At 41.6% G+C, this 11,368-nt stretch carries 13 protein-coding genes; 2 read left to right on the forward strand and 11 right to left on the reverse strand.

Annotated features, from left to right (window positions below; genetic code table 11):
* Positions 1-301 precede the first annotated feature (301 nt).
* The 8 genes from jag to K6V48_RS11035 all read right to left on the reverse strand — a co-directional run bounded on the left by jag (position 302) and on the right by K6V48_RS11035 (position 7,468).
* A complete protein-coding gene (jag, locus tag K6V48_RS11000) occupies positions 302-1,306 on the reverse strand; it encodes an RNA-binding cell elongation regulator Jag/EloR (protein WP_222369703.1) in 1,005 nt (334 codons plus the stop codon).
* Between the two features lie 18 nt (positions 1,307-1,324).
* On the reverse strand, positions 1,325-2,137 hold the full coding sequence (locus K6V48_RS11005; RefSeq protein WP_222369706.1) for a YidC/Oxa1 family membrane protein insertase: 813 nt from the start codon (positions 2,135-2,137) through the stop codon (positions 1,325-1,327).
* A complete protein-coding gene (gene rnpA, locus K6V48_RS11010) occupies positions 2,121-2,480 on the reverse strand; it encodes a ribonuclease P protein component (protein WP_024391601.1) in 360 nt (119 codons plus the stop codon). Before rnpA ends, K6V48_RS11005 begins: the two co-directional genes overlap by 17 nt.
* A 70-nt stretch (positions 2,481-2,550) precedes the next feature.
* Positions 2,551-3,945, reverse strand: coding sequence for an argininosuccinate lyase (argH, locus tag K6V48_RS11015; protein WP_222369708.1), 1,395 nt, complete (start codon positions 3,943-3,945; stop codon positions 2,551-2,553).
* Positions 3,946-3,958: 13 nt separating this feature from the next.
* A complete protein-coding gene (locus K6V48_RS11020) occupies positions 3,959-5,152 on the reverse strand; it encodes an argininosuccinate synthase (protein ID WP_222369711.1) in 1,194 nt (397 codons plus the stop codon).
* A gap of 191 nt (positions 5,153-5,343) precedes the next feature.
* Positions 5,344-5,892, reverse strand: coding sequence for a hypothetical protein (locus K6V48_RS11025; RefSeq protein WP_024403818.1), 549 nt, complete (start codon positions 5,890-5,892; stop codon positions 5,344-5,346).
* 70 nt (positions 5,893-5,962) lie between these two features.
* Entirely contained in the window at positions 5,963-6,490 is a 528-nt protein-coding gene (locus K6V48_RS11030; RefSeq protein ID WP_172006216.1) for a transcription repressor NadR, read from the reverse strand.
* A gap of 102 nt (positions 6,491-6,592) precedes the next feature.
* Positions 6,593-7,468, reverse strand: coding sequence for a VOC family protein (locus K6V48_RS11035; RefSeq protein ID WP_172041237.1), 876 nt, complete (start codon positions 7,466-7,468; stop codon positions 6,593-6,595).
* A 120-nt stretch (positions 7,469-7,588) separates the two neighbouring features.
* On the opposite strand from K6V48_RS11035, the gene K6V48_RS11040 reads away from it, so the two are divergent.
* The gene (locus K6V48_RS11040; RefSeq protein WP_222369713.1) at positions 7,589-8,119 is read left to right on the forward strand and encodes an NUDIX hydrolase; all 531 of its coding nucleotides are present in this window, start codon (positions 7,589-7,591) and stop codon (positions 8,117-8,119) included.
* Here K6V48_RS11040 and K6V48_RS11045 read toward each other — a convergent pair.
* The gene (locus K6V48_RS11045; protein WP_222369715.1) at positions 8,078-8,368 is read right to left on the reverse strand and encodes a hypothetical protein; all 291 of its coding nucleotides are present in this window, start codon (positions 8,366-8,368) and stop codon (positions 8,078-8,080) included. The genes K6V48_RS11040 and K6V48_RS11045 overlap by 42 nt on opposite strands.
* Before the next feature lie 60 nt (positions 8,369-8,428).
* Here K6V48_RS11045 and K6V48_RS11050 point away from each other — a divergent pair, with 60 nt between their 5' ends.
* Complete coding sequence (locus tag K6V48_RS11050) at positions 8,429-8,782, forward strand: MerR family transcriptional regulator (RefSeq protein ID WP_222369718.1); 354 nt, start codon at positions 8,429-8,431, stop codon at positions 8,780-8,782.
* Positions 8,783-8,818: 36 nt separating this feature from the next.
* On the opposite strand, the gene mmuM is transcribed toward K6V48_RS11050, so the two are convergent.
* Both mmuM and K6V48_RS11060 read right to left on the reverse strand, forming a co-directional pair.
* Complete coding sequence (gene mmuM / locus K6V48_RS11055; protein WP_222369721.1) at positions 8,819-9,766, reverse strand: homocysteine S-methyltransferase; 948 nt, start codon at positions 9,764-9,766, stop codon at positions 8,819-8,821.
* A 12-nt stretch (positions 9,767-9,778) separates the two neighbouring features.
* Positions 9,779-11,155 carry an amino acid permease gene (locus tag K6V48_RS11060; protein WP_222369725.1) on the reverse strand — a complete coding sequence of 459 codons (1,377 nt, stop codon included), beginning with the start codon at positions 11,153-11,155 and terminating at the stop codon, positions 9,779-9,781.
* Between the last annotated feature and the right edge of the window lie 213 nt (positions 11,156-11,368).

The following is an 11,368-nucleotide window of genomic DNA, read 5'->3' on the forward strand; positions in this document are numbered from 1 at the left end:
ATGATGCAGAGCATTATTTTTATCTTTAAGTGCTTGCTTTAATTCTTCAACTTGTGTCTGGGTAAGTTCTTTTGTCATAATACTATTATATCGCTATTTTTGATTTTTGTTAAGTATTAGTCTGAGACTAAATTCTGTTGATTTTATGCAGTTTTCTCAAAGTAACTTCTGGAAGGACGGGAACTAGAACTTACTTTGAGAATTTACCAGAATCCAAAAATCAGCCAATCGGAACAAATATTTTTCTTCATATTTAATAAAAAGAGAGGAACACTTCATCCTCTCTTTAAACATTTGATAATTAATCACGATTTCCTTCGATGTCTACAACAACGTATCGATTAGGCTCGCTACCTTCTGAATAGCTTGTCAATCCATCCATTTTTGAAATGATGCGGTGGATTATTTTGCGCTCATTACTAGACATAGGATCTGTATGATAAGCTTCTTGCTCGCTTATCACACGCTCTGCCAGTTTTTGAGCATATCCCTGTAGTACCTCTGCACGGTGTTCTACATAGTCATTCACATTGATAGTGATATAGAAATTACGTTCATATCGATTATACAAGAAGTTTTGTGCTAAGAGTTGCAAGGCTTTTAATACTTTACCATGATAACCAATGACACGACCAGGCTCGTTTGTATCGACTTGAATGTTAATAGTTCGTCTATTGTGACTTGTCTCGATACGAGCCTCTACATCCATATCATCCAAGATTTCTTGAACATATTCTGACACTTCAGCTACAACTTGTTCAATGTCATACTGTGATTCCACCTTAATATCAATATCAGCAAATTCAGAAGTTGATTCACTTTGATTTGTGGTAGCAGGTTGGTCTTGAATTGTTTCATCGACAAGCTGATCTGCAGATGATGGATGAAGCAGCTCTTCTGGTAAAATCTCTATGCGACCCGTCTCTTCCAGAATTGTAGTTGCCTCTTTTTCATTTTTCAAAATCTGAGCCTTGATATCATCTTCAAGCGTTTGGCCAGATTTTTCAAATTCTTTAACAGCTGCAACAACTTTTCCTAGGTCAATCGTCGCTTCTGAGACACTTTTAACTGGCTCATTCAACTCATTAATTTCAGTTGGAACTCCACGAACAGCTTTTTGATTAGCTTTCACTACCGTTGTCTCATTGATGACATCAATGTCAACAATAGCTGGCTTTTTCCCAAAACCGAGGAAACCTTTTTTCTCACGCGCAACTACAGTAATATGTGCTTTCTTACGAGGAATATTTAACTCTACCAAGCCATTTTGAATAGCTTCTTCAACACTTGATCCTGTAAATTTCATTTTCTCTCTCCTAGAATCCTATTTCTTTTTCTTGGCCTTTTTCTGGGCCTTTCGCTTCTTAGACTGAAGTTCTTTCTCCGCATCAATTTTGGCTTGACGCTCCGCTATTATTTTGAATGGATTATTAAATACTAAAGTTTGAACCACTTGATAAGCATTTGATACAGTCCAGTACAAGGATACCCCGCTCGCAGCCGGCAAAGCAAAGAAAAAGATCATAACTGGCATGGCAAAAGTCATAACTGTCATAGCCATATTTTTTTCAATTGCAGACTTGTTGGTCAACCATGTGCTGAAGAATGTGAAACCAGCAGCCAGAACAGGCAAGACAAAAATCGGATCAGGTTCCCCGAGATTTAACCAAAGAAAATGACCAACTTTCAAGGCTTCAACGCGTGTTAGAGCTTGGAAAAGAGCCAATAAGATTGGCATTTGAATGAGAAGCGGAATCATAGACGATCTCATACTAACGCCGTTTTCTTTGTAGAGTGCCTGTGTTGCTTCATAAAGTTGTTGGCGACTCTCCATATCTGTTCCGGGATATTCAGCCTGTAGCGCTTTCAACTTCGGTTGCAACTCTTGCATCTTTCGCGAAGAATTGATCTGTATTTGGAACAAAGGCAATAACAGGGTCCTAATCAAAATAGTAAATAGGATAATCCCTATTCCAATTTGACCGTTGATGGACAAGAATTGGATGACACTAGCGAACCAATAGATTAACTGGTCCCATGCACCAGATGATTGGCTAGTTACTGGACCTGTCCCACAGGCTGTCAATACAAACAGGGACGTGGCGAGTAAACCAACCCACTTAGCTTTCTTTTTCAATCTCAACACCTTCCTGATAAAGTTTGGCAAGTTTTAAAACATGGAGAAGATTTTTCTTAATTTCCTGATAGTTTAATTCTTCAACACCCTTACGAGCAATGACAACAAAATCATTCGTTACAAGTTGTTCCTGATGCTCAATAAGAACATGTCGAATTTTCCTCTTAATCTTATTCCGCGTGACAGCGTTTCCTAATTTTTTACTGACAGAAAGCCCTACTCGGAAATGCGGTTGTTCTTTCGCTAGCCAATAGACTACAAATCGACGATTTGCCACATTATTTCCTTTGGTGAAAATGTCATTAAAATCTCGTTCACGCTTGACACGATAGCTTTTTCTCAAACTCTCACTCCATCTTTCAAAATTACTACTATTATACCATAAAATTCAAAAAAGCCAATAAACATCCCGTTTAGAGGCCTTTTGAAGCTGATAATTGCTCTTTTGCTTGCTGAATTTGCCAGCGAATGGATTCAAAACCGGTTCCTCCAAGGGAATTCCTTCGTGAAACTGCCGTTTGAGACTCTAAAGCTGTATATATATCCGGTCCAATAATCGATGAAATTTCCTGATAACGTTCTAAAGGAACATCCTGTAAATAGTACCCAGCTTTACTACATTCCAAGACCAGTTTTCCAACAATCTCATGCGCCTGACGAAACGGTAGGCCCTTGCTAGCCAAGTAATCCGCCAACTCTGTAGCATTTGAAAAGTCCTTCTCAGTTGATTGAGCCATTCTTTCCTTATGAACTGTCATAGATTGTAGCATTCCTGCCAAAATATCGATAGATACCAAAATGGTTTCCGCACTATCAAACATTCCCTCTTTGTCTTCTTGCAAATCCTTGTTATAGGTCAACGGTAAGGATTTCATGACTGTCAACAATCCGACCAAATTTCCATAAACTCTACCTGTTTTCCCTCGAATCAGCTCAGCCATATCTGGATTTTTCTTCTGAGGCATAATGGAAGAACCTGTTGAAAAGGTATCCGATAAAGTAACGAATTGGTATTCATGTGAGCACCAATTAATGATTTCCTCACAGAGACGAGACATATGCATCATCAAAATGCTCGCATTTGATAAGAATTCCAGGATAAAATCCCTATCTGATACAGCATCTAAGGAATTTGAATAGGGATGAGAAAACCCCATTAAGTCCGAAGTTAGTTGACGGTCGATTGGAAATGTAGTCCCTGCCAAAGCTGCCGCACCAAGTGGAGATATATCTGTATGCTGAATGTTGAATGCAAAACGCTCACTGTCACGGCTGAACATATTGTAATAGGCCAACATATGCTGAGCAAAACTAATTGGCTGAGCATGCTGTAAGTGGGTATAGCCCGGCATAACCGTCTCAATATGCTCTTGTGCAAGATCAACCAATGTCTGGCGTAGATTGGTCAATTTATCTACTACTTGAAACAAGGTATCCTTCAAATAGAGATGCATATCTGTTGCAACTTGATCATTACGAGAACGTGCTGTATGCAATTTCCCTGCCACTGACCCAATCTTCTCAGTCAGGAGACTTTCGATATTCATGTGAATATCTTCGTTTCGAATATCAAATACTAGCTTTCCAGCTTCATAGTCATTCAGAAGCTCTTCCAGACCAGTCTGTATAGACTGAGCTTCTTCAAGGTTAATAACACCTGTCGCCCCAAGCATTTGTACATGAGCTAATGACCCTTGAATATCATACTTAGCCAGTTTTTGATCAAAGCGAATGGAGGCTCCGAATTCTTCAACCCATTCCTCAAGACTGGCCTCAAAACGACCACCCCATAACTTCTTTGCTTCCATAAGCTCCTACTTTCTAGTTCTTTTTATGAATTTCTGCATTAACTTTGGTTGGTAATCCCCAAAGCTTGATGAAACCAACTGCAGCATCTTGATCAAATGTATCAGCACTTGTATAAGTTGCCAAATCTTCATCATACAGAGAATTTGGTGATTTTCTAGCAACTACTTTCGCTGATCCTTTATACAATTTCACTTTTGCGGTTCCATTCACGACTGATTGAGTTGCTTGCAGATAAGCTTTCAATGCCTGTGTTGCAGGGTTGAACCACAAACCATTGTAAATCAGATTCGAGAGTTCATTAGATACAATTGGCTTGAAATGAGATACTTCACGCACTAGGGTTAAATCTTCAATTTCCTTATGAGCTGTTAAAAGAGTAATGGCTCCAGGACACTCATAAATTTCACGTGATTTGATCCCAACTAATCGGTTTTCAACATGGTCAATTCGTCCAACACCATGTTTACCAGCAATCTCATTGAGTTGTTGAATGAGATTGGCAAGGCTGAGCGTTTCTCCATTAATAGAAACTGGGACACCAGCCTTAAATTCGATATCTACATACTCAGGAAGATCTGGTGCATTTTCTGGAGAAGTAGTGATTCCAAATGCATCTTCTGGTGCTTCATTCCATGGATTTTCTAATACACCACATTCATTAGCCCGGCCCCAAAGATTTTGGTCAACTGAATAAGGGCTATCCAAATCTGCTGGAACTGGTACACCATTTTCCTTGGCAAATAGGATTTCCTCTTCACGCGCCCATTTCCATTCACGAACAGGTGCTACAACTTTCAAAGTTGGATCCAAAGCCGCAATCGCTACTTCAAACCGTACCTGGTCATTTCCCTTCCCTGTACAACCATGAGCGATGGTCGTTGCACCAGTCTTGTGCGCTATCTCCACTAACTTTTTAGAAATCAGAGGGCGACTAAGTGCTGATACTAGTGGATATTTTTGTTCATAATATGCATGAGCTTGTAGGGCAGGCAAAACGTATTCTTGAGCAAATTCTTCTTTCACATCCAGAACATGCGATTCAATTGCACCGATGGAAAGAGCCTTGTCATGAATAAATTCGAGATTTTTCCCTTCACCAACATCCATACAAACCGCAATGACATCATAGTCTTTTTTCAACCATGCAATCGCTACTGAAGTATCAAGACCACCTGAATAAGCTAGGATTAATTTTTCTTTCGACATAAGCATTCTCATTTCTATTTAAATTAGCAAATAAAACTTAGTGACTATTATAGTGTATATTTATACTTTTTGCAACATATTTATACACATTTTTTTAAAAAATTGAATAAATCTCGTACATTTACAGAAAAAACAAGAAAAAGCCAGAGAGTTTTCTCCGACTTCTAGACTATATTTTATCTCAACTCACATTAAGGTTGATAAATTTTCCGTTCTTTCAAGATTTTCCAAAAATAATATGCCAAACTAAAATCGAGCAATCCATGAAGTGCAGAACCTAGACCAACTAAGCCAAGCATAGTCATCCAATAAGTATCTGAAGTCTGCCCGCCCGAAGTCAGGGCCATGACCACAATATACTCCCCTAAGCCATGAAGTAGATTGAGACCAATCCCTAATAGGAAGAAACGCTTAGTGTCCATAAAACTAGGAAATCGTTTTATTAAAAAAGCTCCCAGAGTAAGAAAAATCAAGTGGGTTAATGCACGAAATACGATGACAATAGGAAATCCTGCTAAAAAGAAGCCTAGACTGGAGCCCAATGCTACCAATATGGCCGTTGCTGGTGAAATAAACATTGCAATAAACAACGGAATATGACTAGCAAGTGTGTAGGATGCTGGACCAATAACAATTTTAATCGGCATCATCAGTGGAATCAATATAGCAAATGCAGTAAGAATCGCACTAATGGAAAGCTGCTTGACTGAACTTTTAGATGATAGTGTTAATTGGGACATAAGGAACCTCTCTTTCTATAGGTTCGATTATAAACCAAAACATTACAGGTGTCAAGACACCTGTAATGTTTTATTGATTTTCTAGCAAAATTCCTGCAGCCTTTAATACCAAAGAAAGTTCTTGGTAGGCTTGAACCGAGGGAAATGAGACAGTATGAGTATGAACTCCTTCTGTTAAATTACTCAATAGCACTCCTTTATAATGACTCAAATCATCTAAAAAACGGTCCCGATCTTCAAAACTGGTAATATTTAGTTTGCCAGATAATAGACCGTAAATAGGATGTTCAATTTCGACATCAAGGATTTGAGCTCCTCCCTCTAATAGGATAGTCAACTCTCTTTCAACATCTTCTGGTCCATGTTGACAAGCTATTTTACGAATATAAGCTCCTTCAAGAGGCGCCAGAGAAGACTGCAGTAGGTAGCCTCTCGGAGTCGCCAAAACCAGATCCCCCTCTGCTCGAAGCAAGGCTATATCTCCCACAATCACCTGACGGCTCACTCCAAATTCTTTTGCTAGGTAATTCGCTGAAAGTGGTTGAGATGTTTCCTGTAAAAGTGATAAAATGTGCTTTCGTCTTTCTATTGCTTTCATGTGGTCTCCCCTCTACTTTCTTTCATTATACCAAAAACCGAGCCAATTCATTCTTGTCTAATAAAAAAACAGAAACTGAAACTCAGTCCCTGTTACATCTTATTAATCTAATATGGCTTGAATAGAAGCGATATCTAGACGCTTCATTGTCATTACTGCAGCATTCACAGCTTCAATCTTTTCTGGGCTAGCCATATCGTATGCCTCCATCAAAATACGTGGCACAATCTGCCAAGAAATCCCAAACTGATCCTTGGCCCAACCACAAACTTCTGCTTCTGGAACTGCCGACACTATTTCATACCAACTATCCGCTTCTTCCTGACTATCCACATAGACCATGAGCGAAAAGGCTTCGTTGAATGAAGCTTCGCCACCGTAACCGTGGTCCATGACAATCAGTTTCTGTCCACCGACGAGAAGTTCCGCATAATTCAGTTTGGCAGCCTCAACAGCAGCCTCCCCTTCACCGTAGTAGGAAAGTTGACCGATACTAGCCTGAGGGAGCTTGTCCTTGTAGTAGTCCAACATAGGCTGGGCCAAACCAACCTGATCCTGCGAGAAGAGCAGGCAGATGTCAAACTGATAAGGCTTGTCCAAGTCCGGTGCATAAGACAGCTGCCAAGACAAACCAAAGCGGTCTTCCAACCAGACATAGTAAGGGCTGAAAGGATATTCACCCAAAGGCATGAGAATACGACCGCCTTCTGACAAGGCTTGGTACAAACGTGTCACTTCGTCCTTGTTGGCTACATTGACCATAAGGGACATGGACTCATTGAGCTTAAAGTATGGACCCGCACTAATAGCCGCCAAGGTCATATCGCCCAGTTGAAACTGAATCAAATCTGAATCACCCGAAGGCGTATCCGTAATGGTGTAGGTCCAGTCAATCTTGCCTCCGAATAGATCCACGTAGAAAGCTACCGCTTCTTTTGCCTCTGTATCATACCAAAGATGAGGAATAATAGTTTGCATCGATTTCTCCTTTGAGTTAGTAGCCCCAGTATAACACTTGTCCGTACAAAAACAAAACATGTTGCCTTGCACTTATAGATGTGCTATACTGAATAACTACAAAATTGACAGGAGAATGAAATGGAAATCTGGAACGCCTACACAGCCGACGGTCAGCTGACCGACCACACTCTCACACGCGGAGAATCCATTCCCGACGGCCTCTACCACCTGGTCGTCGAGTGCATCATCCGCCACCGGGACGGCAGCACCCTCTTCATGAAACGCGACAGCACCAAGCTCTCCTACCCAGACTATTATGAAGCAACTGCAGGAGGTTCGGCTTTGTTTGGGGAAATAGCAGAGCAGGCCATTTTGCGCGAAGTCCGCGAAGAGACAGGCATTGAGCTGACAGCTGACCAACTCCGCCACCATACACACTTTATCGCCCATGACGACCAGTGCATTTTCCACTGCTACTGGGCCGAAACCGACTGGGACAAAGCTGCTATCCAACTCCAAGCCAACGAAACCAGCAACTACATCTGGGGCCCACAGGAAAATTTGAAAAATTTCCTTGAAACAGAACTGGTCATTCCAAGGCAGAAGGACTATGTAGAGAGATTGTTTTTAGACCAAGAAAAGTGCAAGAGCGAGAATGAAACTCAGTAAAAGATGAGATAAAAAGTGACTGAGACGATTTCTCCCAAAAAGAATGCGACCACCTAGAACACGCACCCCGCAAGCCAAGATTAGACCCAAGATACATCCCAAAACTGTCTGCCAGCCCAATAAACTGAGCAGAACTGGGCAAGCATATAAAACCAGTAACCAGCTAGGAAGTTGCTTGCGATATACCCAAGCAGATACAGGCAGTAGCCCCAAGTAGATCACAATCAAGCATTTAACAACAATAATCATCTAGAACTCCTTTCCCTATCAATTTATCATGAGGGGCTAAGCCCCTGTCAAGAGGACATTATGAAAACAGGACAAGTTATGCAACAATTTGGTATCAAACGTGATACACTTCGTTTCTACACAGAACAAGGACTCTTACAACCGCAACTGATTGACGGCAATTACTACTGGAACGAGGAAGAAATCAACAACCTAGAAAATATACTAGGACTTCGCCAGTTAGGCCTATCTGTGAAAGCTATTATCCGTATCAAGGAACTACATGACACCAAATGCGGCAGTCTCAAACAGCTAAAAGAAAACAAACAGGTCATACTGGATGAAATTGCCGACCGCGAAAAACAAATCCTCCTGCTCCAAGAACAGAAGGAAAATCTACTCCAGCAGATTGAGGAAAAATTACAGAATTTATAGCAAAATCCCCGCCGTCACGAGACAGTGGGGATTCATTTATTTCAACCCTTGGGTCAGACCAGCTATATCATCCGGCCTAGTCCTACAACAACCTCCAACCACTTTAGCACCCAACTTACGCCAAGCCAGAGTATTGTCCAATAGGCTATGGCTATGGTCAGCTTCTTCTTTCCATGTTTGAGTAGCTCCATCATAGACTTCCCCAGAATTCGGATAGGTGACAAATGGTTTATCCGTTTTCTCTCTCAACTTGCCAAGGAAAGCTGAGTACAGCGAGGGAGCCGTACAGTTAAGACCAACCGCCAAAATCTGCTCACTGCTGTTGACCAGCTCTGCTATTTTTTCAATAGACGTTCCGTCAGAAATCGACTGACCGTCTTGTGAGGTGAAACTGATATAGGCTTCAGCCTCTGGAAAATCCTCTGCCAGCAACTCTACTAAGGCTTGTGCTTCAAGAACATTTGGGATGGTTTCCAAGGCTAAGAGTTCAGCCCCCTGTTCTAAGAGGAGTTCAATTCTGCGACGGTGGAAATCTTTTAATTCTGACAGACTAATGTTGCCATAATCGCCTGTATATTCCGCACCGTTCGCCAAATAGGCTGCGTAGGGACCTACGTCACCTGAAATGAGAGGATAGGTTCGTTGTACTTTTTCAGCTTCAGACAATTCTGCCCAAACCTCATCACGCGCTTCCTTTGCCAAATCAACTGTCAAGCGAATGAGGTCCTCTGCCTCTGCTTGTAACAAACCAGCTTCCGCCAAACCTTCAAAGGTCGCCTGATAGGTTGAAGTCGTCACCAAATCTGCTCCAGCTAGAATATAGTCCTTATGAATATCCTTGATGTACTGGGGATTTTCCAATAGATACTTGGCAGACCAGAGCTTGCCCGATACATCATACCCTCGAAACTCCAACTCTGTTCCAAGAGCACCGTGCAAAATGATATATTCCTTTTGTTCTAGTAGTTCTTTAAAACGCCCCATACTTGAACCCTCCTACCACTTTTTAAAGCGAATGTAATGATAAATATAGCACCCAATCATGAAAGGAACACCGAAGTAAAGACCGGCACGCTGTGAAGGATCCCAACCGATTCCGATGATGGAAATAACCAGCAAAATAACCGTTATCCATGGCAAGGTCGGTGAGAACGGTGTCTTGTATTCCAATTCATCTTCGCTGTGATTCTTCAAAAACTCACGACGAAAACCGATTTGTGCCAGAGGAATGGCCAACCAAGCGATGACAACCGCAAAACCAGCAATAGAAACCAGGGCCAAGAAGATGGTATCTTCTGCATAAATTGACGCGATCAAGGCGATTACAACACCAATCATGGACAAAATCATGCCCCGCATAGGCACACCATGCTTGTTAATCTTGACTAATTCCTTACTAATCATGCCTTCATTGGCCAAAGACCAAAGCATACGGCTTGAAGCATAGAGCCCTGAAGTCGATGCAGATAAGATAGCTGTCAAGATGATGAAGTTCATAATATCAGCAGCATATGGGAAGCCAATCTTGTCCAAGACAAGTACGAATGGCGCTTCTGTCACACCTGCTTCTGACATAGGAAGTAGAGCTGCCAAAACTACAATTGTCAAGACAAAGAAGATAACCAATAGACCGATAGTTGACTTAATGGCTTGCGGCACAGCTTTCTTAGGATTATCTGTTTCACCTGCCGCAATTCCGATCATTTCCACACCTGAAAAGGCATAATTAACGGACAACATGACCGAGATAAAGCCTACTAATCCGTTAGGGAGCAATCCATTACTTGTGATGTTGTTAAATAACGGCGCTGCATTGGTTCCTTCAAAAGGTAAAATACCAAAAATAGCTAAGGTTCCGAGTACGATAAAAGCTGCAATAGCATAAACCTTAATTGACGACAACGCATCCTCCGCCTTGGCAAACCAGCCAACCGAAAGCGTATTTAAAGCGAAGACAACGATGGCAAAAATCGTCGCAAATATCCAAATCGGCACACTAGGAAACCAGCGTTGCATAAGCTGTGCTGCTCCGACGAACTGTGAAGCAAGGGCAACGACCCAACAAAGCCAATACATCCAGGCCACCATAAAACCTGTTCCAGGACTGATGAACTTGGTCGCATAGGTATGGAAAGAACCTGTCACAGGCATAGCAACCGACAATTCTCCCAAAGAGAACATGACCAAATAGACCATGACAGCTCCAAATAGATAGGCCGCAATAGCTCCAAAAGACCCAGCCTGTGCAATGGTATAACCAGAACTCAAGAACAAACCTGTCCCGATGACCCCTCCTATAGACAACATCTGCAAATGACGACTGTTCATCTCGCGGTTAAAAGTCCCTTGATTTTCAAAATTATGATTTTCCATACACTCTCCTAAATTCTTGTGATTATTCTATCATATCATGGATTTTCAGAAACTGGTTATATCCTTTTCAATGCAACTGTTATAGTTATTAGTTATAATCATGACCACCCGTCAAACGGGTGGTTTGAACAAGGGCTATAAGCCCACATCACCAGCCAGCACCTAAAGATGCTGGCTTTCACTTTGTTCAAGCCTCACTGCTTTTGACTCGTC

Origin of the sequence: Streptococcus suis (assembly GCF_019794555.1) — a bacterium.
Classification (GTDB): Bacteria; Bacillota; Bacilli; order Lactobacillales; family Streptococcaceae; genus Streptococcus; species Streptococcus suis_AB.

Coding starts and splice junctions, on each gene's coding strand:
- K6V48_RS11030 (WP_172006216.1), bottom strand. CDS start 6,490: ATGAAAGCAATAGAAAGACGAAAGCACATTTTATCACTTTTACAGGAA.
- K6V48_RS11060 (WP_222369725.1), bottom strand. CDS start 11,155: ATGGAAAATCATAATTTTGAAAATCAAGGGACTTTTAACCGCGAGATG.
- jag (WP_222369703.1), bottom strand. CDS start 1,306: ATGAAATTTACAGGATCAAGTGTTGAAGAAGCTATTCAAAATGGCTTG.
- K6V48_RS11040 (WP_222369713.1), top strand. CDS start 7,589: ATGGAAATCTGGAACGCCTACACAGCCGACGGTCAGCTGACCGACCAC.
- argH (WP_222369708.1), bottom strand. CDS start 3,945: ATGGAAGCAAAGAAGTTATGGGGTGGTCGTTTTGAGGCCAGTCTTGAG.
- K6V48_RS11025 (WP_024403818.1), bottom strand. CDS start 5,892: ATGTCCCAATTAACACTATCATCTAAAAGTTCAGTCAAGCAGCTTTCC.
- K6V48_RS11050 (WP_222369718.1), top strand. CDS start 8,429: ATGAAAACAGGACAAGTTATGCAACAATTTGGTATCAAACGTGATACA.
- mmuM (WP_222369721.1), bottom strand. CDS start 9,766: ATGGGGCGTTTTAAAGAACTACTAGAACAAAAGGAATATATCATTTTG.
- K6V48_RS11020 (WP_222369711.1), bottom strand. CDS start 5,152: ATGTCGAAAGAAAAATTAATCCTAGCTTATTCAGGTGGTCTTGATACT.
- K6V48_RS11035 (WP_172041237.1), bottom strand. CDS start 7,468: ATGCAAACTATTATTCCTCATCTTTGGTATGATACAGAGGCAAAAGAA.
- K6V48_RS11045 (WP_222369715.1), bottom strand. CDS start 8,368: ATGATTATTGTTGTTAAATGCTTGATTGTGATCTACTTGGGGCTACTG.